15 protein-coding genes and 1 tRNA gene are annotated in these 21,521 nt (G+C 69.6%); 12 read left to right on the forward strand and 4 right to left on the reverse strand.

All coding sequences use genetic code 11. The features are described 5' to 3' along the window. Nucleotides 1-27: 27 nt before the first annotated feature. From M503_RS0101145 to M503_RS0101155, 3 genes are all read right to left on the reverse strand, one after another. The gene (locus M503_RS0101145) at nt 28-1,641 is read right to left on the reverse strand and encodes an alpha-glucosidase family protein (protein WP_028918619.1); all 1,614 of its coding nucleotides are present in this window, start codon (nt 1,639-1,641) and stop codon (nt 28-30) included. Between the two features lie 133 nt (nt 1,642-1,774). Continuing rightward, nucleotides 1,775-4,507, reverse strand: a complete 2,733-nt coding sequence (locus tag M503_RS0101150; protein ID WP_028918620.1) for a TonB-dependent receptor — start codon at nt 4,505-4,507, stop codon at nt 1,775-1,777. 294 nt (nt 4,508-4,801) lie between these two features. After that, nucleotides 4,802-6,841, reverse strand: coding sequence for a glycoside hydrolase family 97 protein (locus M503_RS0101155; RefSeq protein WP_051414079.1), 2,040 nt, complete (start codon nt 6,839-6,841; stop codon nt 4,802-4,804). Between the two features lie 280 nt (nt 6,842-7,121). Here M503_RS0101155 and M503_RS0101160 point away from each other — a divergent pair, with 280 nt between their 5' ends. Further along, nucleotides 7,122-8,603, forward strand: coding sequence for an MFS transporter (locus M503_RS0101160; protein WP_028918622.1), 1,482 nt, complete (start codon nt 7,122-7,124; stop codon nt 8,601-8,603). Further along, entirely contained in the window at nt 8,600-10,264 is a 1,665-nt protein-coding gene (locus tag M503_RS0101165) for an alpha-amylase family glycosyl hydrolase (RefSeq protein ID WP_028918623.1), read from the forward strand. The genes M503_RS0101160 and M503_RS0101165 overlap by 4 nt, the downstream gene beginning before the upstream one ends. 25 nt (nt 10,265-10,289) lie before the next feature. Here the strand turns inward: M503_RS0101165 and M503_RS0101170 are convergent, their stop codons facing one another. Beyond that, nucleotides 10,290-11,321, reverse strand: coding sequence for a LacI family DNA-binding transcriptional regulator (locus M503_RS0101170; protein ID WP_028918624.1), 1,032 nt, complete (start codon nt 11,319-11,321; stop codon nt 10,290-10,292). A 372-nt stretch (nt 11,322-11,693) separates the two neighbouring features. Between M503_RS0101170 and thrS the strand changes: the two genes are divergently transcribed. The 10 genes from thrS (at nt 11,694) to M503_RS15385 (ending at nt 21,444) form a co-directional block, all read left to right on the forward strand. Further along, nucleotides 11,694-13,598 (forward strand): threonine--tRNA ligase, encoded by a 1,905-nt coding sequence (thrS, locus tag M503_RS0101175; RefSeq protein ID WP_028918625.1) that lies wholly within the window; start codon nt 11,694-11,696, stop codon nt 13,596-13,598. 62 nt (nt 13,599-13,660) lie between these two features. Further along, nucleotides 13,661-14,182 carry a translation initiation factor IF-3 gene (infC, locus tag M503_RS0101180; protein ID WP_081720891.1) on the forward strand — a complete coding sequence of 174 codons (522 nt, stop codon included), beginning with the start codon at nt 13,661-13,663 and terminating at the stop codon, nt 14,180-14,182. 831 nt (nt 14,183-15,013) lie between these two features. Further along, nucleotides 15,014-15,211 (forward strand): 50S ribosomal protein L35, encoded by a 198-nt coding sequence (gene rpmI, locus M503_RS0101185; RefSeq protein WP_024868243.1) that lies wholly within the window; start codon nt 15,014-15,016, stop codon nt 15,209-15,211. 13 nt (nt 15,212-15,224) lie between these two features. Continuing rightward, on the forward strand, nt 15,225-15,584 hold the full coding sequence (rplT, locus tag M503_RS0101190) for a 50S ribosomal protein L20 (RefSeq protein ID WP_024868244.1): 360 nt from the start codon (nt 15,225-15,227) through the stop codon (nt 15,582-15,584). Nucleotides 15,585-15,702: 118 nt separating this feature from the next. After that, nucleotides 15,703-16,713 (forward strand): phenylalanine--tRNA ligase subunit alpha, encoded by a 1,011-nt coding sequence (gene pheS / locus M503_RS0101195; protein WP_028918626.1) that lies wholly within the window; start codon nt 15,703-15,705, stop codon nt 16,711-16,713. Nucleotides 16,714-16,824: 111 nt separating this feature from the next. Further along, nucleotides 16,825-19,233: a phenylalanine--tRNA ligase subunit beta gene (gene pheT, locus M503_RS0101200; RefSeq protein WP_028918627.1), complete on the forward strand. Its 2,409-nt coding sequence runs from the start codon at nt 16,825-16,827 to the stop codon at nt 19,231-19,233. Nucleotides 19,234-19,248: 15 nt separating this feature from the next. Beyond that, entirely contained in the window at nt 19,249-19,554 is a 306-nt protein-coding gene (locus M503_RS0101205; RefSeq protein WP_024868247.1) for an integration host factor subunit alpha, read from the forward strand. Further along, nucleotides 19,547-19,903, forward strand: a complete 357-nt coding sequence (locus M503_RS0101210) for a MerR family transcriptional regulator (RefSeq protein ID WP_024868248.1) — start codon at nt 19,547-19,549, stop codon at nt 19,901-19,903. The genes M503_RS0101205 and M503_RS0101210 overlap by 8 nt, the downstream gene beginning before the upstream one ends. A gap of 79 nt (nt 19,904-19,982) precedes the next feature. Continuing rightward, nucleotides 19,983-20,059, forward strand: a tRNA-Pro gene (locus M503_RS0101215). A 317-nt stretch (nt 20,060-20,376) separates the two neighbouring features. Then, on the forward strand, nt 20,377-21,444 hold the full coding sequence (locus M503_RS15385; RefSeq protein WP_231472282.1) for a TraB/GumN family protein: 1,068 nt from the start codon (nt 20,377-20,379) through the stop codon (nt 21,442-21,444). Nucleotides 21,445-21,521: the final 77 nt, after the last annotated feature.

Here is a 21,521-nt window from a genome sequence, read left to right on the forward strand (position 1 = left end):
GCGCGGCGGCGGGAAGCGTGGCGGGCCTCAACCTGCCTGCGCGTGCAGGTAGCCCCAGGGCGGCAGGATGGCCTGCGTGTCGCGGATCGCCGCCAGCGGCGCGCCGTGGCCGTCCAGCGGGGTCCAGCTGCCGGCCGGCAGCTGCAGCGTCGCCGGGCTGCCCGACAGGTTGAACGCGGCCAGCACGCGCTGGCCCTCGCCTTCGCGCACGAACGCCAGAACCGGCTCGGGCGTGTCGAGAAAGGCGATCGAGCCGCGCACCAGCGCCGGCTGCGCCTTGCGCCAGCGCATGAAGGCGCGGAACGCGTTGAGCACCGAATCGGGATCGGCCTCCTGCACGGCCACCGCCAGCGTGCGGTGCGCATCCGGTACCGGCAGCCACGGCGTGCCGCTGCTGAAGCCGGCGTCGGCCGTGGAGGTCCAGGGCATCGGCGTGCGGCAGCCGTCGCGGCCCTTGAAGTTCGGCCAGAAGGTGATGCCGTAGGGGTCGCGCAGCGCCTCGAAGGGCACGTCCGCTTCCGGCAGGCCCAGCTCCTCGCCCTGGTAGATGCAGACCGAGCCGCGCAGCGAGCAGACCATCGCCACCAGCATCTTCGCCAGCGCCGGTGAGGGCGAGGCCCCACCCCAACGGGTCACCGCGCGGCGCACGTCGTGGTTGGACACCGCCCAGCACGGCCAGCCCTCGGTCATCGCCGCTTCCAGGCGCTCGACCGTGCCGCGGATGTAGCCGGCGCTGAAGTCGTCGACCAGCAGCTCGAAGCTGTAACCCATGTGCAGGCGGTTGCCCGATGTGTACTCGGCGGTGGTGGCCAGCGAATCCTCCGAGGAGATCTCGCCCAGGCTCACCGCGCCCGGGTACTCGTCCAGCAGCCCGCGCACCTTCTCCAGGAACGGCAGGTTCTCCGGGCGGGTGTTGTTGTACCAGTGGTACTGGAAGGCGTAGGGGTTGTCGGCGCTGAAGCCGCGGCCGACGCGCTGCTCCACCGGCTTGGGCGGGTTGTCGCGCAGCTGCGCGTCGTGGAAGCAGAAGTTGATCGAGTCCAGGCGGAAGCCGTCCACGCCGCGGTCCAGCCAGAAGCGGACGTAGTCCAGCGTCGCTTCCTGCACCGCAGGGTTGTGGAAGTTCAGGTCCGGTTGCGAGGCCAGGAAGTTGTGCAGGTAGTACTGGCAGCGGCGCGGCTCCCAGCGCCAGGCCACGCCGCCGAACAGCGACATCCAGTTGTTCGGCGGGGTGCCGTCCTCGCTGGCGTCGGCCCACACGTACCAGTCCGCCTTCGGGTTGGTGCGGTCCTGGCGGCTCTCGCGGAACCACTCGTGCTGGTCGGAGGTGTGGCTGAACACCTGGTCGATCATCACCTTCAGGCCGAGCGCATGCGCCTTGGCCAGCAGGCGGTCGAAGTCGTCGAGGGTGCCGAACAGGGGGTCGACCGCACGTTGGTCGGCGATGTCGTAACCGAAGTCGGCCATCGGCGACTTGAAGAAGGGCGAGATCCAGATCGCGTCCACGCCGAGCGAGGCCACGTAGTCGAGCCGCTCGACGATGCCGGGCAGGTCGCCCACGCCGTCGCCGTCGGTGTCGAGGAAGCTGCGCGGATAGATCTGGTAGATGACGGCGCCGCGCCACCACGGGGACTGGTTCATCGGGTTCCGTTCCGGTCGGGGGGAACCGCCGTCCCGGCGGTTCCCCTTGGCGGTCGTGGAGAAAGGCCGCCGCGCCGCAGGGGGTGCAGCGCGACGGAACCCGCCGCGCACGGCGCGGCGGGGGGAGGGCAGGTCAGAAGCGGTAGTTCACGCCGAACAGGATGGTGCGGCCCCATTCGATGTATTCCAGCGGGCGGTCCTTGCTGCCGGCGTAGGTGCGGTAGGCCTCGTTGGTCAGGTTGCTGCCCTGCAGGAGCAGGGTCATGCCCGCCAGGCTGCCGCTGCTGAAGGTGTAGCTGACCTGCGCGTCGGTGATGTTCTCGCCGACCACGTAGCGCAGCGTGCGGTTGCCGTTGAAGTTGCCGATCTCGCCGATGAAGTCCGAACGGCGGCGCTGGTTCACGCGCGCCTCGAAGCCGTTGCGCTCGTAGTACAGCGTCCAGTTGTACACGCGGTCGGACAGGCCCGGCAGGCTGATCGGGTCGCTGCCGACGCTGGAGGCGCTTTCCGGATCCAGGATCTCGATGTCGCTGTCGAAGAAGCTGGCGCTGGCGATGATGCCGAAGCCGGCGAGGGTGTCGCTGAACAGGTCGAACGGCAGCGACGCGGTCAGCTCCAGGCCCTGCAGCTTGCCGCCCTCGCCGTTGAGCGGCTGGGTGAAGTCGCCGATGGGCTGCACCGGCGGGCTGCCCGGCGGCGGCACGTAGTCGCCGACCAGGTCGGAGAAGTCGAAGTCGTCGCGGGTCTGGGTGTAGATGTAGCTCTTCAGGTCCTTGAAGAAGTAGGCGGCGGCCACGTAGGCCTTGGTGCCGAAGTACTTCTCGTAGGAGACGTCGAAGGCGTTGGCGCGCCACGGCTCCAGTTCCGGGTTGCCGCCGGCGCCGCCCGGGCGGCCGGTGGCGGTGTTGACGCCGAACTCCAGCGCCGAACGCAGCTGGTCCACGCGCGGACGCGCGACCTGCTTGGCCAGGGCCACGCGCAGCATCTGGTCGTTGGCGAAGGAGAACGCCAGGTTCAGGCTGGGCAGCACCTCGGTGTAGGTCTTGCCGCCGTGGAACGGCTGGATCTCCTGGCCGGCCGGACGGGTCGAATCCCAGTAGCGCGAATCCGACGACTGGTCGACGTGCTGCACCTGGAAGCCGATGTTGCCGGTGACCGGCACGGAGCCCCACTCGGTGTCGATGTTGGCGCGGGCGTAGCCGGTGGTGATCTTCTCGTTGACCGTCCACGCCTTCGGGATCAGGTAGGAGAGGTCGTCGACCGGTTCGAATTCCATGTAACGCGCGACCGCCGCCGGCACGTTCCAGGACGGGATGTAGCCGATCCCGGCGAAGCCGAGGTTGACCCGGCCGTACTGCAGGTCGTCGCCGATCGCGACCGGGCCCTGCGCGCCGAGGTTGATGTTGCCCTCCGGCTGCACCTTGTCCTTCTCGCGGTCGGCGTAGTTGACGCCGACGTCGACGTCGGCGAACCAGCCGCCGGCGGGGATGCTGGCCGACAGGCGGAAGGTCTTCAGCTCGTCGTCCACGCTCGGCACCTTGCCGTAGCCGGAGCCGTAGATGGTGTTGTTGAGGTACAGCGCCGCCGGGTTGGAGTAGTCCAGGCCCGGGACCAGCTGCGAGAAGCCGGAGCTGCGCAGGTCGATCGCCACCGAGTCCAGCTGCGGCATCGGGTAGAGCTGGGTGTTGTTCTCCAGGTTCAGCTCGTCGCGGGTGGCCTTGGACCAGCCGATGTCGGCCACGATGTCGACGCTGCCGGCACTGAACTCGTTGGTCCAGCCGAACGCCTTGATCCGGTCGTCGCGCTTGTTGTACATGCCGCGGACCAGCGGGTAGACGTTGTGCGCGACGCCGCCGGTAAAGGTGTCGTTGCCGTTGACGGTCACCCCGGTCAGCTCCAGGCCCGGGTCGAAGCCGCCGTTGTAGCCGCCGAGGTGGACCTCGAACTGGTTGGCGGTATCTTCCTGCTCGGCGCGGGTGTAGAACAGGTCCAGGGTGCTGGTCCAGGCGTTGGACGGGCGGAACTGCAGGGTCGCCATCACGCCGTCGCGGTCGGTGTAGCCGGTGCGGCGCAGCGCCTTGGCGCCGTCCGAATACCAGGTGCCTTCGGGCACGCCCGGGCGCCAGCCGTCGCCCAGCTGCTGCCAGGGCTCGTACAGGCCGACCTGGTTCTCCTGGATCGGGGTGCTGGAATGCGAGTAGCCCAGCGCGATGCCGAATGTGTCGTCGGCGAACTTGCCGATCCAGGTCGCGTTGAGGCGGTGGCCGTCGGCATCGGCGTTGGCCGCCGAGCCCAGCGAGTTGCGCTGGTAGCGGCCACCGACCATCACCGCGCTGCCGTCGTAGGCCAGCGGGCGGATGGTGCGCATGTCGACCGTGCCCGACAGGCCCTGGCCGACCAGCCCGGCGTCGGGGGTCTTGTACACGGTGACGCCGTTGACCAGCTCGGACGGGTACTGGTCGAACTCGACGCTGCGGTTGTCGCCGGTGCTGACCATCTCGCGGCCGTTGAGCAGCGTGGTGGAGAAGTCGGGCGACAGGCCGCGCACGCTGATCACCTGGGCGCGGCCAGCGACGCGCTGCGCGGCCAGGCCGGGGAGGCGCGCGATCGATTCGGCGATGCTCACGTCGGGCAGCTTGCCGATGTCCTCGGCGGAGATCGCCTCGACGATCGAGCTGGAATCGCGCTTGGTGGAGATGGCGCCCTCGATGCCGCGGCGGATGCCGGTGACGACCACCGTGTCCAGCTGGGTGGTTTCGTCCTGGGCGGCAGTGGCGGTGGCGTCCTGCGCGTGCGCGCCTTGGGCGGTAAGCAGGATCGCGGACGCAAGCGCCGCGCTCAGCAGGTTGCGCTGAAGGTTCAACATTTTCCCCTCCCAGGTAATGTCGGATTCGGGTTGTGGTGTGCCGGTTATCCGCGTGTCTTGGTCGTGCGGGTGGCGGCTTGACGGTGCGTGGCTATGGTAGGCGTGCGTTGCCACGCGGGAAGATGGCTGCATACGTATTCATTGCATCCATCGTTGGCGGGAATGCGATGGACAGCGGTGTCATCGAAGGCCGGGAGTCCGCGCCCGCATCCGTGTTCCGGGTACGCGGAAACGGCGGGGGAAAGCCCGCCGGAAAGAGCAGGGCGCGGCATGCGCGCCGCGCCCCTGGAACGATCAGTCGATGGGTACGAAGCGGATGGCCTGGCCGCCGCCTGCGGCCAGCTTCAGCGTGTAGCGGTCGCTGCTGCGCACCTCGCGGGTCTCGCGCACGAACTCGAACGGCGCGGTCTTCCAGTGCGCGCGGTCGCCGTCGCGGTATATCTCGGCGCGATAGCGGCGGCCCGGATCCAGGAACGACAGCGGCACCTCGACGATGCGCGCCTCTTCGTCGGTGACGCTGCCGAGGAACCACTCGTCGCCGCCGCGGACCTTGCGCGCGAAGGTGACGTGGTCGCCCACCTCGCCGGCGAGCACGCGGCTTTCCTCCCAGTCCACGGCCACGTCCTTGATGAACTGGAACGCGTCCGGATGTTCGGCGTAGTGCTCGGGCAGGTCGGCGACCATCTGGATCGGGCTGTAGATCACCACGTACAGCGCCAGCTGCTTGGCCAGGGTGCTCTCGATCTGCTGGCCGCCGCGGCCCTTGAGGCTGACGATGCCCGGGGTGAAGTCCATCGGCCCGGCCAGCATGCGGGTGAACACCAGGTTGGCCTCGTGCTCCGGCGGGTTCGGCGGCTTCGCCCAGGCGTTGAACTCCATGCCGCGCGCACCTTCGCGCGAGACCCAGTTCGGCCAGGTGCGGTGCAGGCCGGTGCTCTTGATCGGCTCGTGCGAGTTGATCGCGATATGGCGCTTCGCCGCCGCCTCCAGCACGCGCACGTGGTGGTTGCTCATCCACTGGCCCTCGTGCCACTCGCGGATCACCGGGCCGCCGGCCTTGTCCTGGCGCTGGATGTCGCCGGCGTCGCAGACGTAGCCGGTCTTGACCACGTCCACGCCGTTGCGCGCGTACAGGTCCAGCGCCGCCGGCAGCTGCCGCTCGTAGTGGCTGACCGCGCAGGCGGTCTCGTGGTGGCCGATCAGGTGCACGCCGCGTTCGGCGCCGTAGGCGGCCAGGCCTTCCAGGTCGAAATCGGCAGTGGAGCGGGTGAAATCGAAGTTCCAGCCGTTGGCGAACCAGTCGCCGTCCCAGCCGGGGTTCCAGCCTTCCACCAGCACGCCGCGGAAGCCGTTGGCGGCGGCGAAGTCGATGTAGCGCTTCGTGTTGGCGGTGGTGGCGCCGTGGCGCGGGCCGGTGCCCCAGGTTTCCTCGTCCAGGTGCAGCGACCACCACACGCCGACGTACTTGGCCGGCTTGAACCAGCTGACGTCGCCGATGCGGTTGGGCTCGTTGAGGTTGAGCATCAGGCTGGATTCGGCCAGGTCGCCGGCGCGTCCGCCGACCAGGATGGTGCGCCACGGCGTGTTGAACGGCGCCGTCCGGACCACGGCCGCGGAGTGGTCGTTGCCCGGGGTCAGCGCCGCGCGCAGCACGCCGTCGCCGCTGCGGGCCAGGTTCATGCCGGCATAGTCGACCAGCGCGGCCTCGTGGATCGAGATGTGCAGTCCGTCGTCGCTGCGCAGGGTGATCGGGGTCTGCGCGATGCCGACCTCGGACAGCGGGGTGCGCGCGTACAGGTATTCCTCGCGGTTCCATTCGAACGCCGGGATCCACCAGGCGGTGGCCGGGCGGGCGACCGCGAACTCGGTCAGCTCCTGGCGGATGCGGACCTCGTCCATCGCCGGCTGGCGCGGGAACTCGTAGCGGAAGCCGACGCCGTCGTCGTAGACGCGGAACACCACGTCGAAGCGGCGGCCCTGGTCGCGGCCCCCGTGCGGCTTCTCGGCGAAGCTGGCGCGCAGCTCGTTGTAGTGGTTGCGCACCAGGCGGCGTTCGCCCCACGGCTGTTCCCAGGTCCCGTCGAAGCTGCGGCTGGACTGGCCGACCAGTTCCAGGTTGCGTTCGAGGCGGCCGTCGCCAAGCAGGAAGCCCAGCCGCGAAGGTGCGATCACCGGGCGGCTGCCGCGGTCGACGCGGTAGGCGAGGCGGCCTTCGTGCTGCGATTCCAGGGTCACCGACAGGGTGCCGCCGGGCGAGGCGACGCGCGCCAGCGTTTCCGCCTGGGCCGGCAGGCTGGCGGCGAAGAGCAGGATGAACAGGCCGCGCAGGCCCATGCGTCCAGCGGCGCTGCGCGGGAAAACGCCGGGTGCGGCCGGCGCGCAAGGAAGCGTGCGGGCGTCGCCGCCGCAGGTTGGATCGTGCATGTCCCCTCCCGGGATCCGCTGTACGTGGTAGCGCCGCGCAGGCGTGGCCTTTCCACTATTCCCGCAGACGGCCGCGCGCTTCCAGCCTCCGGGCAATGAATACGTATGCACCGGCTGTGCGCCGCGCGCACCGCGCCCCTACCATGGCCCCACATCGCATCCCGTGATTCCCGGAGGGGGGAACCGCCTGATGGAACGCAAACCGCGTCTGTCGTTCTGGCAGATATGGAACATGTGCTTCGGCTTCCTGGGCATCCAGTTCGGATTCGCCCTGCAGAACGCCAATGCCAGCCGCATTTTCCAGACCCTGGGCGCGGACATGGACCAGGTGCCGGGGTTGTGGATCGCCGCGCCGCTGACCGGCCTGCTGGTGCAGCCGGTGGTGGGCTACCTGTCCGACCGCACCTGGACCCGCCTGGGCCGGCGCCGGCCGTACTTCCTCGCCGGCGCGCTGCTGGCGACGCTGGCGCTGTTCGTGATGCCCAACTCGCCTGCGCTGTGGATCGCCGCCGGCACGCTGTGGATCCTCGACGCCTCGATCAACGTGGCGATGGAACCGTTCCGCGCCTTCGTCGGCGACCAGCTGCCCACCTCGCAACGCGCCAGCGGCTATGCCATGCAGAGTTTCTTCATCGGCGTCGGCGCGGTGGTGGCGAGCATGCTGCCGTGGCTGCTGGCCAAGGCCGGCGTGGCCAATACCGCCGGGCCCGGCGAGGTACCCGGGACGGTGCGCTACGCCTTCTACCTCGGCGGGGCGGTGCTGTTCGCGGCGATCGGCTGGACCGTGCTGCGCAGCCGCGAGTACCCGCCGGAAGTGCTGGCCTCGTTCGAGGAGCCCGGTGACGCCGCCGCGCATGCCGCGGCCCCCGCAGCGAAGGCCGCCGTGGGCCCGGCGCTGGCCTGGCTGGCTGCAGGCCTCGCCTTCGCCGCTGTCGTGGCCGCGCACGGCTGGGACCGGATGCTCTACGTGCTGGCCGGCATGCTCGCCGCCTACGGCGTGCTGGTGCTGGTCTCGCGCCTGCTGCGGCCGGGCGGCATGCTGCCGGCCATCGTCGCCGACCTGCACGCCATGCCCGGCGCGATGCGGTGCCTGGCCGTGGTCCAGTTCTTCTCCTGGTTCGCGCTGTTCGCGATGTGGATCTACACCACCGCGGCCGTGGCCGGGACCCACTTCGGCAGCAGCGATCCGACGTCGGCCGTCTACAACGAGGGCGCCAACTGGGTCGGCGTGCTGTTCGCCGCCTACAACGGCTTCGCCGCGCTGGCCGCCATCGCCATCCCGTGGATGGTGCGCGCGCTCGGCCTGCGCGCCACCCACCTGGTCAACCTGCTGCTGGGTGCGGCCGGCCTGCTTTCCTTCCTGGCCGTGCGCGACCCGCAATGGCTGCTGCTGTCGATGGTCGGGGTCGGTTTCGCCTGGGCGTCGATCCTTTCCCTGCCGTACGCGATGCTCTCCGACAGCGTCCCGGCCGCCAAGATGGGCATCTACATGGGCATCTTCAATTTCTTCATCGTGATCCCGCAGCTGGTCGCGGCCAGCCTGCTCGGCTTCCTGCTGAAGTCGCTGTTCGGCAACCAGCCGCTGTGGGCGCTGGCCATCGGCGGCGCCAGCCTGCTGCTGGCGGGGCTGTGCACGCTGGCGGTGCCGCGCGCGGTGGAGGTGCGGGCATGAGCCGGCTGCGTCAGGCGGTGCTGTGCACGGCGCTGGGCCTGGCCGGCAGCGCCGCAGCTTCGGACTACTACGGCACGCTGGAGCCGTTCGCCAGCGAGTCGATCTACTTCGTGATGACCGACCGCTTCGCCAACGGCGACCCGGCCAACGACCACCGCGACCAGGGCGTGGATCCGGCCCGGCCGGAGCTGCGCACCTTCGACATCCCCCTGAAGGAGGCCTGCGACGGCGAGGTCGGCAACGTCGGCTACCTCGGCGGCGACTTCCGCGGCCTGCTCGACAACGCCGGCTACATCCGCGACCTGGGCTTCACCGCGGTGTGGATCACGCCGATCGTCGACAACCCGGACCAGGCCTTCACCGGCGGCGACGAGATCAGCTGCGACGGCTTCCTCACCGACCGCGGCAAGTCCGGCTTCCACGGCTACTGGGGCATCAATTTCTACCGGCTGGACGAACACCTGCCGAGTGCGGACCTGGATTTCGCCGGGCTGACCGCCGGCCTGCGCGCGCACGGACTGAAGACGGTGCTGGACATCGTCGGCAACCACGGCTCGCCGGCGTGGACCATGCCGGTGGCGCAGCCGCAGTACGGCCAGCTGTTCGACGCGGACGGGAAGCTGGTGGCCGACCACCAGAACCTGCCGCCGGAGCAGCTCGACCCGGCCGGCAATCCGCTGCACGCTTTCTACAACACCCGGCCGGACCTGGCGCAGCTGTCCGACCTGGACGCTGCCAATCCGGCAGTGATGGACTACCTGGTCGGCGCCTACCTGCAGTGGATCGGGCAGGGCGTGGACGCGCTGCGCATCGACACCATCCGCCACCAGCCGCTGGCGTTCTGGAAGGAGTTCGCCGGACGCATCCGCGCGCAGCACCCGGGCATGTACATGTTCGGCGAGGCCTTCGACTACGACCCGGCGAAGATCGCGCAGTTCACCCTCCCGGAGAACGGCTCGATCAGCGTGCTCGACTTCCCGATGCGCCAGGCCATGGAAGACGTGTTCGGGCGCAAGGGCGCCGGCTTCGAGCGCCTGGAAGAGGCGCTGCACCTCAGCGGCGGCCCGTACGCGAACGTCTACGACCTGGCCACGTTCTACGACAACCACGACATGCGCCGGCTCGACGCCGAGGACAGCGGTTTCATCGACGCGCACAACTGGCTGTTCACCGCGCGCGGCATCCCGGTGGTCTATTACGGCTCGGAGACCGGCTTCATGCGCGGCCAGGCCGAACACGGCGGCAACCGCGCCTATTTCGGCCAGGAGCGCATCGCCGCCGCGCCGGCCAGCCCGATCCACGCCAGCCTCAAGCGCATCGCCGGCCTGCGCCGGGAATCGCCGGCGCTGCAGCGCGGCCTGCAGCTGCCGGTGCGCCTGCAGGGCGACCAGGCGGTGTTCTACCGCGTCTACCAGCACGACGGGCAGGCGCAGACCGCGCTGGTGCTGCTCAACAAGGGCGACCGCGCGCAGGACTTCACCGTGCGCGAGTACCTGCAGCCGGGGCGCTGGCGCGATGGCTTCAGCGGCGAAACGCTCGAGGTCGGGCGCCAGCTGCGGGTCGAGGTGCCGGCGCACGGGGTAAGGGTGTTCTTCCTGGACGCGCCGGTGAGCCGCGCGGACCTGCGCGAGCGACTGGATGCGTTGATGGCCGGGCGCTGAGCCTGCCTGGAAGGCGGCGCCGGCTTCAGCCCGCGCCGCTGGAGCCGCGCAGCACCACCTTCACCGGCAGGGTGCGGCTTTCCACGGCCTCGCCCTGGATCAGCCGGATCAGGCTGTCGACCAGCACCTCGCCGGCCTGCTTGGTGTCCTGCTGCACGGTGGACAGCCCCGGCTGGACGAAGCTGGCCATGGCGATGTCGTCGAAGCCGGCCACGGCCACGTCTTCCGGGATCTGCCTGCCGTGTTCGCGCAGCGCCTTCATTGCGCCCAGCGCGATCAGGTCGCTGGCGGCGAACACGGCGTCAAACCCTGCGCCAGCGTCGAGCAGGGCCCGCGCCGCTGCATGGCCGGCCTGCTCGGTAGTGATGGCGTCGGCCTGCAGCGCCGGGTCCGGTTCCAGTCCGGCCTCGCGCAGCGCCCCGGCGTAGCCGCGGTAGCGCTCGAAGAACTCCGGGTAGTGGGCCGAGGCGTGGCCGAGGAAGGCGATCCGGCGCCGGCCCTGGCCGAGCAGGTGGGCGGTGATGTCGTGCCCGCCCTGGAAGTTGTCGCAGCCGATCGACACGCCGGGCTCGCCGGGCAGGGCCGCGCCCCAGCGCACGAAGTGGGTGCCCTGGGCGACCAGCTGCTGCAGCTTCGATTCCGCTTCCAGGTAATCGCCGTAGCCGAGCAGGATCAGGCCGTCGGCCTTGTGGCTGTCCTCGAAGTCGGCGTGCCAGTTGGTCGACAGCTGCTGGAACGAGACCAGCAGGTCGTAGCCGCGCAGGGCACAGGCCCGGGTGATCGAACCGAGCATCGAGTGGAAGAATGGGTTGATCAGCGAGTCGTCCGGGGTCGGGTCCTCGAAGAACAGCAGGGCGAGGGTGCCGGACTGCTGGGCCCGCAGGTTGGAGGCGTTCTTGTCGACCTTGTAGTTGAGCTGCCGGGCGATGGCCAGGATCCGCTCGCGGGTCTCCGGGTTGACCGAAGGGCTGCCGCGCAGGGCACGCGATACCGTCGGCTGGGAAACCCCGGCCAGGTGCGCGATGTCCAGCGATGTGGGCTTGCCCTTGATGGTCATTGACCGCCCCCCTCCGGGCCGGCTGCCGTGGCGTGGCGGCATCATGCCACCGCCGGCGCCGGGTTTGCGCCGCTCCGGGGGCGGGGTAGAATCGGCGCCATCGCCGCCGGCAGGGTGCCGGCGCGGCAGTCACAAGGTGGCCCGCGGAAACGCCGGCCGAGCGTGCGACATGAGCACTACCACCGCCCACCGCTGAACGCCGCCGAGGCCCCGGACTTCCAGCTGGCGCCCTCGAGGCGCTTTTTTGTTGGCCGCGATGCGGCCGACTGGATCCGGGATTCGAGATCGGGGATGGCCAGGCCGTCCCGCTCGCCCGGATCCCGCCGCTCGAAATCCGACTCTCCAATCCCGAATCCCGAATCCCGGCTCCAGATGATCACGATCACCCTCCCCGACGGCAGCCGCCGCGAGTTCGAAGCCCCCGTCACCGTCATGCAGGTCGCCCAGTCGATCGGCGCCGGCCTGGCCAAGGCCACCGTGGCCGGCCAGGTCGATGGCCGCCTGGTCGACGCCTCCGACGTCATCGACCACGACGCCACCCTGCGCATCATCACCCCGAAGGACGAGGAGGGCGTGGAGATCATCCGCCACTCCTGCGCACACCTGGTCGGCCACGCGGTCAAGCAGCTGTACCCGGAAGTGAAGATGGTCATCGGCCCGGTGATCGCCGAGGGCTTCTACTACGACATCTACTCAGAGCGCGCGTTCACCCCCGAGGACCTGGCCGCGATCGAGCAGCGCATGCGCGAGCTGATCGCCCAGGACTACGACGTGATCAAGAAGATGACCCCGCGCGAGGAGGTCATCAAGGTCTTCAAGGAGCGGGGCGAGGATTACAAGCTGCGCCTGATCGAGGACATGGGCCCGGAGGTCACGGCGATGGGCCTGTACTACCACCAGGAATACGTGGACATGTGCCGCGGCCCGCACGTGCCGAACACGCGCTTCCTGAAGGCCTTCAAGCTGACCCGCATCTCCGGCGCCTACTGGCGCGGCGACGCGAAGAACGAACAGCTGCAGCGCATCTACGGCACCGCCTGGGCCGACGAGAAGCAGCTGAAGGCCTACATCCAGCGCATCGAGGAAGCCGAGAAGCGCGACCACCGCCGCATCGGCAAGCAACAGAACCTGTTCCACCTGCAGGAAGAGGCCCCGGGCCTGGTGTTCTGGCACCCGAAGGGCTGGTCGGTGTGGCAGGTGGTCGAGCAGTACATGCGCCGCGTGTACCGCAACACCGGCTACGGCGAGGTGCGCTGCCCGCAGATCCTGGACGTGTCGCTGTGGAAGAAGTCCGGCCACTGGGACAACTACCAGGACAACATGTTCTTCACCGAGTCGGAGAAGCGCACCTACGCGGTCAAGCCGATGAACTGCCCGGGCCACGTCCAGGTGTTCAACCAGGGCCTGCACAGCTACCGCGACCTGCCGATCCGCTACGGCGAGTTCGGTTCGTGCCACCGCAACGAGCCGTCCGGCGCGCTGCACGGCATCCTGCGCGTGCGCGGCTTCACCCAGGACGACGGCCACATCTTCTGCACCGAGGACCAGGTCGAGTCGGAGGTGCGGGCGTTCCACGAGCAGGCGCTGAAGGTCTACGCCGACTTCGGCTTCGAGGACATCCAGATCAAGATCGCGCTGCGCCCGGATTCGCGACTGGGCGACGACGCCACCTGGGACAAGGCCGAGGACGCGCTGCGTTCGGCGCTGCGCGCCTCCGGCGTGGAGTGGCAGGAGCTGCCGGGCGAGGGCGCCTTCTACGGCCCGAAGATCGAGTACCACCTCAAGGACGCGATCGGCCGTACCTGGCAGCTGGGCACCATGCAGGTGGACTTCATGATGCCCGGCCGCCTGGGCGCCGAGTACGTGGACGAGAACAGCCAGCGCCGCCACCCGGTCATGCTGCACCGGGCCATCGTCGGCTCGATGGAGCGCTTCATCGGCATCCTGATCGAGCACCACGCCGGTTCCTTCCCGGCCTGGCTGGCCCCGGTCCAGGCGGTGGTGATGAACATCACCGACGCCCAGGCTGAATACGTGGATGAGGTCCGGAAAACCCTTGCAAATCAAGGGTTCAGGGTCGAGGCCGATTTGCGCAACGAGAAGATCGGCTTTAAGATCCGCGAGCACACGCTGCAGCGGGTGCCGTACCTGCTCGTGGTCGGGGACCGCGAAAAGGAGAACGGCGCCGTGGCGGTGCGTACGCGTTCCGGGGAAGATTTGGGCACAATGTCGGTGTCCGCCTTCGCCGAGACGCTGCGTTCGCAGCAGATGGCGTAAGACAAGAGGCGCCGCCGGCCCCCGGCCGGCGCGCCGTCCAGACCACCCCCGGAGACTGAAAAATCAGCACCCCCGAGAAGCTAAACCGAAAGAACCACGAGATCCGCGTTCCGCGCGTGCGCGTGATCGGATCCGATGGCGAGATGATCGGCGTCCTGTCGCGCGACGAAGCCCTGCGCATGGCCGAGGACGAAGGCCTCGACCTGGTCGAGATCCAGCCGAATGCGGACCCGCCGGTCTGCAAGATCATGGATTTCGGCAAGTTCCGCTTCGAACAGCAGAAGCGGGCCAACGAGGCCAAGAAGAAGTCCAAGCAGGTCGAGATCAAGGAACTCAAGTTCCGCCCGGTCACCGACGAGGGCGACTACCAGATCAAGCTGCGCAACATGCGCCGCTTCCTGGAAGAGGGCGACAAGGTCAAGGTCAACATCCGCTTCCGTGGCCGCGAGATGAGCCACCAGGAGCTCGGCCGGCAGATGGCGGCGCGGATCGAGGCCGACCTGGGCGAAGACATCGTGATCGAATCGCGTCCGCGCCTTGAAGGCCGGCAGATGGTCATGATGATCGCGCCGAAGAAGAAGTAACCGGCACACCGGCCCGGACCGCCCGGGCCCAGGCGAAGGGCGTCCCCACGGGGCGCCCTTCGTTTTTGCCGCTGCGCCGGAGTGGGCCCCGCGACGTCCCGGCGTGTCGCCACGCGCGGCTTCATTACTGCATCGTGCTACGGCTCGCCTGGGCGTCGGCAGGTCCGGTGGCATCCGGGTGGCCGGCTTCGGACGGAGCCGGGGCGGCGCGGGGATATGGCGCATCGTGCGGTTCCGCCGCGCCGGGAATGAACACAGGCGCTGGCGAGGATTGGCGCGTCGCCACGCGCAAGCAGGCTCACCGCTCGTACTGCGTTCGCAAGCGCGGCGCATCCATGTGCCGCTTGCACCGCGCCGGGAATGAGTCCGGGCGCTGGCGACGTCTGGCGCGTCGCCACGCGCCAGCCTCCTTACCGCAACAGTCAGCGACCTGCTGGTGACACCCCTGCGCTACCGCGTCTTCGGGCGCGTCCAGGGCGCGGCTTCGTTTCTTGCTCCCCTCTCCCGCCGGGAGAGGGGTCAGCGGTGAGGGTCGGGTTCCCTTGGGCGCCCGGCTTCACAACGGCGCAAGGCCCCCCACGCCAATCCAGGCCCCGGAACCCCATGATTTGCATGGAAATCCGCCGCCTGCCATAATGCGCGGCTCCGGTTCGCCGGAGTGGCTGGCAACAGCCATAGGACCTGCCGAGATTCTTTAGGGGAATCAAAGGCTTACAGACCGGTATGGGCATGGATGGAAAGCGTGGGTATCCACACGCTTGCGACGAAGTCGCAAAGCGTTAAGGAGAACCACCGCCCGCACCAGTGACAGATCCCATCAAGGACATAGCAATGCCCAAGATCAAGACCAACCGGGCGGCGGCCAAGCGTTTCCGCAAGACCGCCTCCGGCAAGTTCAAGGCCGGCCACGCCAACCGTAGCCACATCCTCACCAAGAAGGCGACCAAGCGGAAGCGCAACCTGCGGCAGACGAACCACGTTCGTGCCGAGGACGCGGGCCGTCTGACCCGCATGCTGCCGTATCTCTGAGGAGGACTGACAAATGGCACGAGTCAAGCGTGGCGTCCAGGCGCGCCGCCGTCACAAGAAGGTCCTCAACCTCGCCAAGGGCTATTACAACGCCCGCCGCAAGGTCTTCCGCGTCGCCAAGCAGGCGGTCATCAAGGCGCAGCAGTACGCGTACATCGGCCGCAAGCAGAAGAAGCGCAACTTCCGCTCGCTGTGGATCACCCGCATCAACGCGGCTGCCCGCAGCAACGGCCTGAGCTACAGCCGCTTCATGAACGGCCTGCTGAAGGCCGGCATCACCCTCGACCGCAAGGTGCTGGCCGACATCGCCGTGCACGACGCGGCCGGGTTTACGGCGCTGGCGGAGAAGGCGAAGAGCGCCCTGGCGGCATAAGTGCGAGTCCCTCGCAGGCGCCCGCGCATCCGTGCGCGGGTCCCTGTCCGAGGACACGACTGAGCATGGGGAAGGGCGCGAGTCCTTCCCCATTTGTTTTTCCGGAAGGCGAAACTCCATGAGCGAAATCGAATCCCTGTCGGCGCAGGCGCTGGCCGACATCGCCGCGGCGCAGACCCCCGAGGCGGTGGAAGCGCTGCGCGTCGGCCTGCTCGGCAAGCAGGGCAGCATCACCGCGCAGCTCAAGCAGCTGGGCGCGCTGCCGCCGGAGCAGCGCAAGGCCGCCGGCGAGGCGATCAACCGCGCCCGCGACGCGGTCGGCCAGGCCCTGGCCGCGCGCAAGGCGGTACTGGAGGAGGCCGCGCTGGACGCGCGCCTGGCCGGCGAGGCGGTCGACGTGACCCTGCCTGGCCGTGGCGCCGCGCGTGGCGGCATCCACCCGGTTTCGCGCACGCTGGAACGCATCGCCGAGATCTTCGGCCGCCTCGGCTACGAGCTGGCCGACGGCCCGGAGATCGAGGACGACTGGCACAACTTCGAGGCGCTGAACTTCCCGCCGCACCACCCGGCGCGCGCCATGCACGACACCTTCTACTTCCCGCCGGACGCCAGCGGCGTGTCGCGCCTGCTGCGCACCCACACCTCCGGCGTGCAGGTGCGCTACATGGACGATCATGCGCCGCCGCTGCGCATGATCGCCGCCGGCAAGGTCTACCGAAGCGACAGCGACCAGACCCATTCGCCGATGTTCCACCAGGTCGAAGGCCTGCTGGTCGACGAGCATTCGACCTTCGCCGACCTCAAGGGCACGCTGAGCGAGTTCGTGCGCGCGTTCTTCGAGCGCGACTTCGAGATGCGCTTCCGCCCCAGCTATTTCCCGTTCGTGGAGCCGGGCGCGGAGGTCGACATCGCCTGGCAGCAGCCGGACGGCAGCATGCGCTGGCTGGAGGTCCTCGGCTGCGGCATGGTCCACCCGAACGTGCTGCGCAACTGCGGCATCGACCCGGAGCGCTACACCGGCTTCGCCTTCGGCCTGGGCGTGGAGCGCTTCGCCATGCTGCGCTACGGCGTCAACGACCTGCGCGCCTTCTTCGAGAACGACGTGCGGTTCCTCAGGCAGTTTGCCTGACGGCGGGGATTGGGGATTCGGGATTGGGGATTCGTTCCCGGCCCGGACCCCAGGCCCGGCATCGATGCGCAAGACGAATCCCCAATCCCGAATCCCGAATCACGGCTCCCAATGAAATTCTCCGAGAACTGGCTGCGCAGCCACGTGCCCACTTCCGCCAGCCGCGACGACCTGGTCGCGACGCTGACCGCGATCGGCCTGGAAGTCGAGGACGTCACCGCGCTGGGCGACGGCCTGGCCGGGGTGGTGGTGGCGCGCATCGTGGAAGCGGCGAAGCATCCCGAGGCCGACCGCCTGCAGGTGTGCAAGGTCGACATCGGCCAGGGCGAGCCGCTGCAGATCGTATGCGGTGCGCCGAACGCGCGCGCCGGCCTGGTCGCGCCGCTGGCGACGGTGGGTTCGAACATCGGCGGCATCGCGATCAAGGCGGCGAAGCTGCGCGGCGTGGAGTCCAACGGCATGTTGTGCTCGGCGAAGGAGCTGGGCCTGGACGCCGACGCCTCCGGCCTGCTGGAACTGTCGGACGACGCGCCGGTCGGTGCGCCGCTGGTCGAGTACCTGGGCCTGCCGGACGCCAGCATCGAGATCAAGCTGACCCCGAACCGCGCCGACTGCTTCAGCGTGCGCGGCATCGCCTACGACGTGGCCGCCGCGCTCTCCAGCGAAGTAGTCGCGCTGGACGTGGCCGAGGTCCCGGTCGCCAGTTCGCGTGCGCTGGAGGTGCGGCTGCAGGCCGGCGCCGATGCGCCGCGTTTCGTCGGTCGCGTCATCGAGGGCGTGGATCCGGCGGCGAAGACCCCGGTGTGGATGGCCGAGCGCCTGCGCCGCGCCGGCGTGCGCCCGGTGTCGCTGCTGGTCGACATCACCCAGTACGTGATGCTGGAGCTGGGCCAGCCCATGCACGCATACGACCTGGACAAGCTCGACGGCGCCATCGGCGTGCGCCATTCGCGCGCCGGCGAGTCGCTGCCCCTGCTCAACGGCCAGGAAGCGAAGCTGGACGACGGCGCCTTCCTGGTGATCTGCGACGGGCAGGGCGGCGACCGCGCCATCGGCCTGGCCGGCATCATGGGCGGCGAGACCACCAAGGTCGGCGACGCCACCCGGAACGTGTTCCTCGAGGCCGCGCACTTCGCCCCGGCCGCGATCATGGGCCGCAGCCGCCGCCTGGGCCTGCACACCGACGCCAGCCATCGCTTCGAGCGCGGCGTCGATCCGCAGCTGCCGCGCGTGGCCATCGAGTACGCCACGCGCCTGGTGATGCAGCTGGCCGGCGGTACGCCGGGCCCGGTCACCGAGGCGGTGCTGCCGGAGCACCTGCCGCAGCCGGCGACGATCCTGCTGCGTCGCGCGCGCATCGCCCGCGTGCTGGGCGTGGCCATCGACGATGCCGAGGTCGAGCGCATCCTGCGCGCGCTGGGCATGGAGGTCGCCGCCACCGGCGAGGGCTGGCAGGTCACCGCGCCGAGCCGCCGCTTCGACATCGCCATCGAGGAAGACCTGATCGAGGAGCTGGCGCGCATCCACGGCTACGACCGCATCCCGGCCACCGTGCCCGGTGGTCCGGCGCGCATCGCCGCGCCGAGCGAGTCGCGCGTGGCCGAGTCCGACCTGCGCCGGCAGATGGTCGCCCGCGACTACCTGGAGGCGGTGTGCTTCGCCTTCGTCGAGGCAGAACTGCTGGAGAAGTGGCAAAGCAGCGCCGGCACCGTGCCGCTGGCCAACCCGCTCAGCGCCGAGCTGGCGGTGATGCGCCCGCGCCTGCTGCCCGGCCTGGTCGACGCGCTGGCGCGCAACGCCGCGCGCCAGGCCGGCCGCGTGCGCCTATTCGAACTGGGCCGCGTGTTCGCCGCGCCCGCCGCGGGCGTGGCCGGCGCGCCGCTGGAGACCCGCCGCATCGCCGCCGTCGCCTGTGGCGACGCCGCCGCCGAGCAGTGGGGCCTGGCCGCGCGCAAGGTCGACTTCCATGACCTGAAGGGCGACCTGGAATCGCTGGCCGCCAGCGCCGGCGCGAGGCTGGAGTTCCGCCCGTCGGCCGAGCCGTTCGGCCATCCGGGCCGCAGCGCCGACGTGTTCCGCACCGACCTGGAAGGCGGCGAGATCCGGCTGGGCTGGATCGGCCAGCTGCACCCGCGCCTGGCCAGGGCGCTGGACCTGGACGTGGAGGTGGTCGGCTTCGAGCTGGACCTGGACGCGCTGCAGCCGCGCGCCCTGCCGCGCGCCGAGGCGCTGTCGCGCTTCCCGGCCGTGCGCCGCGACCTGGCCTTCGTGGTCGCCGAGCACGTGGCCTGGTCGGCCCTGGCCGCCAGCGTCCGCGCGGCCGCTGGCCCGGTCCTGCGCGACCTGCTGCTGTTCGACCGCTACCAGGGCCCCGGGGTTGAATCCGGATGCAAGAGTCTGGCTATGGGCTTGATTTTGCAGGACAGCACGCGCACTCTGACCGACCAGGACGCGGATGCGGTCGTGGAGCGGGTGGTGGCCGGACTGGGCCGCGACCACGGCGCCCGGATCCGCGGCTGATACAGGGGACAGGGAATGGCATTGACCAAGGCTGAAATGGCCGAACGTCTCTTCGACGAAGTGGGCCTGAACAAGCGCGAGGCGAAGGAATTCGTCGACGCCTTCTTCGACGTGCTGCGCGAAGCGCTGCAGGACGGCCGCCAGGTGAAGCTCTCCGGCTTCGGCAACTTCGACCTGCGCCGCAAGAACCAGCGTCCCGGCCGCAACCCGAAGACCGGCGAGGAGATCCCGATCTCGGCGCGCACCGTGGTCACCTTCCGTCCCGGCCAGAAGCTGAAGGAACGCGTGGAAGCCTATTCGGGAGCCGAGCCGCATGCTTGATCCCGGCAGCAACCGCGAGCTTCCGCCGATCCCGGCCAAGCGCTACTTCACCATCGGCGAGGTCAGCGAGCTGTGCGACGTGAAGCCGCACGTGCTGCGCTACTGGGAGACCGAGTTCCCCAGCCTCAGCCCGGTCAAGCGCCGCGGCAACCGCCGCTACTACCAGCGCCACGACGTGCTGATGGTCCGGCAGATCCGCGGCCTGCTGTACGAGCAGGGCTACACCATCGGCGGCGCGCGCCTGCGCCTGGAAGGCGAGGGCGCCAGGCAGGAATCGGCGCTGAGCAGCCAGATCGTGCGCCAGGTGCGCATGGAGCTGGAGGAAGTGCTGCAGCTGCTGCGGCGCTGAGCGTCGTTTCACGGCCGGCTCGCGCCGGCGGGCGCCAAACCGGTATAATCCGCCCTCCCGCCTGGGCGGGAATGCTTCCCGGGGTATAGCGCAGCCTGGTAGCGCACTTGTCTGGGGGACAAGTGGTCGTCGGTTCGAATCCGGCTACCCCGACCAAATCCAGCGACACGGATCCGCCAGGGATCCCGAAGAAGCCCCGGGGAACCGGGGCTTTTTTGTTGCCCGGCGTTCCCGCCGGCGCGTTGCATGCCCGGCCCGCTTCGGCGAGCATCGTCGCGTCCGGCGGCGCGGCGAGACTTGTCATCCGCGCCCTGAAGCCCGCCAGTGTCCACCCTCGTGGCGGCGCCGGACGCCGTGGCACGCTGCGCCGTGGTCGAAGCTGAACGTTGCCCACCACGCTTAACAAAGGCGCCGTCGCGCTGCTTATGCTCCGGCGATCTTCCGCTGGTGCGAGGGCAGGGATGTCGGCACGGATGTTGGCGCTGGTCTTCGGTTCTGCATTGGCGGTCGCCGCCCCGCTGGGGGCGCAGCAGGCCGATCCGCCGGTCGTCGACATGGACGCGGTGGTGGTCAGCGGCGTCCAGCCCGGCCCCGGGCTGTGGCGGGTCAGCAGGGACGGCCACGTCCTCTACATCCTCGGTACCCAGTCGCCGCTGCCGCGCGACATGGACTGGGATGCGCGCGAAGTGCGCGGGGTGCTGGCCGGGGCCGGCGCGGTGCTCGGCTCGCCGGGGATCTCGGTGGGCGCGGACATCGGCTTCTTCCGCGGGCTCACCCTGGCGCCGGCGGCGCTGAAGGCGATGCGCAATCCCGGTGGCGCCACCCTCGACGAAGTACTGCCGCCGGAACTGTACGCGCGCTGGTCGGTGCTCAGGCAGCGCTACATGGGCCGCGACCGGGGCGTGGAGAAGAAGCGTCCGCTGATCGCCGTCTACGAGCTCTACAAGGCCGCGCTGGAGCGCAACCGCCTGCGCCAGGGCGGCATCGTCGGCCCGGTGCTGGCGAAGGAGATGAAGGCGCGCGGCCTCGAGTCCACCTCGACCGTACTGGCCCTGAAGATCGACGATCCCCGCCAGGCGCTGGCCGATTTCCGCGGCGAGGGACTCAAGCCGCAGGACCTGGAGTGCTTCGCCGGCACCCTGGACGTGATCGAGCAGGACCTGCCGCGCATCGCCGCGCGCGCCAATGCCTGGGCGGTGGGCGACGTCGCCGCGCTGCGCGCGATGCCGCAGAACCGCCAGCAGCTGGCCGACTGCATGGACGCGTGGATGCAGACGGAGGCGGCGCGCAAGCGTGGCTTCACCGATGTCGACACGAGGATCCGCGACCGCTGGCTGGCCGCCGCCGAGAAGGCGCTGGCCGAACACCGGGTCTCGTTCGCGACGATGGGCATCGACACGCTGCTGCATGACCGCGAGGGCTACCTCGCCGCGCTGGCCGCGAAGGGCTACCGGATCCAGGCGCCGGACGAGGTGGAGGAATCAGACGAGGCAGCGGACGCGGTGCTCGAGGACGACCTGGAACCGGCAGCCGCTTCCTGAAGCCCAGGCGCGTGCGGCGTCAGCACGCGCCGCCCAGCGTCGCCGCCTCGGGCGGCCGCGGAACCAGGTCTGCCATA

Origin of the sequence: Pseudoxanthomonas suwonensis J47 (genome assembly GCF_000513955.1) — a bacterium.
In the GTDB taxonomy this organism is placed as follows: Bacteria; Pseudomonadota; Gammaproteobacteria; order Xanthomonadales; family Xanthomonadaceae; genus Pseudoxanthomonas; species Pseudoxanthomonas suwonensis_C.

What these genes read in the sequence shown, in the direction of transcription:
- M503_RS0101165 (WP_028918623.1), top strand. Translation starts at nt 8,600, where the DNA reads ATGAGCCGGCTGCGTCAGGCGGTGCTGTGCACGGCGCTGGGCCTGGCC.
- M503_RS0101210 (WP_024868248.1), top strand. Translation starts at nt 19,547, where the DNA reads ATGCTTGATCCCGGCAGCAACCGCGAGCTTCCGCCGATCCCGGCCAAG.
- M503_RS0101205 (WP_024868247.1), top strand. Translation starts at nt 19,249, where the DNA reads ATGGCATTGACCAAGGCTGAAATGGCCGAACGTCTCTTCGACGAAGTG.
- rplT (WP_024868244.1), top strand. Translation starts at nt 15,225, where the DNA reads ATGGCACGAGTCAAGCGTGGCGTCCAGGCGCGCCGCCGTCACAAGAAG.
- M503_RS0101160 (WP_028918622.1), top strand. Translation starts at nt 7,122, where the DNA reads ATGGAACGCAAACCGCGTCTGTCGTTCTGGCAGATATGGAACATGTGC.
- pheS (WP_028918626.1), top strand. Translation starts at nt 15,703, where the DNA reads ATGAGCGAAATCGAATCCCTGTCGGCGCAGGCGCTGGCCGACATCGCC.
- rpmI (WP_024868243.1), top strand. Translation starts at nt 15,014, where the DNA reads ATGCCCAAGATCAAGACCAACCGGGCGGCGGCCAAGCGTTTCCGCAAG.
- M503_RS0101155 (WP_051414079.1), bottom strand. Translation starts at nt 6,841, where the DNA reads ATGGGCCTGCGCGGCCTGTTCATCCTGCTCTTCGCCGCCAGCCTGCCG.
- pheT (WP_028918627.1), top strand. Translation starts at nt 16,825, where the DNA reads ATGAAATTCTCCGAGAACTGGCTGCGCAGCCACGTGCCCACTTCCGCC.
- thrS (WP_028918625.1), top strand. Translation starts at nt 11,694, where the DNA reads ATGATCACGATCACCCTCCCCGACGGCAGCCGCCGCGAGTTCGAAGCC.
- M503_RS0101170 (WP_028918624.1), bottom strand. Translation starts at nt 11,321, where the DNA reads ATGACCATCAAGGGCAAGCCCACATCGCTGGACATCGCGCACCTGGCC.
- M503_RS0101150 (WP_028918620.1), bottom strand. Translation starts at nt 4,507, where the DNA reads ATGTTGAACCTTCAGCGCAACCTGCTGAGCGCGGCGCTTGCGTCCGCG.
- M503_RS15385 (WP_231472282.1), top strand. Translation starts at nt 20,377, where the DNA reads ATGTTGGCGCTGGTCTTCGGTTCTGCATTGGCGGTCGCCGCCCCGCTG.
- M503_RS0101145 (WP_028918619.1), bottom strand. Translation starts at nt 1,641, where the DNA reads ATGAACCAGTCCCCGTGGTGGCGCGGCGCCGTCATCTACCAGATCTAT.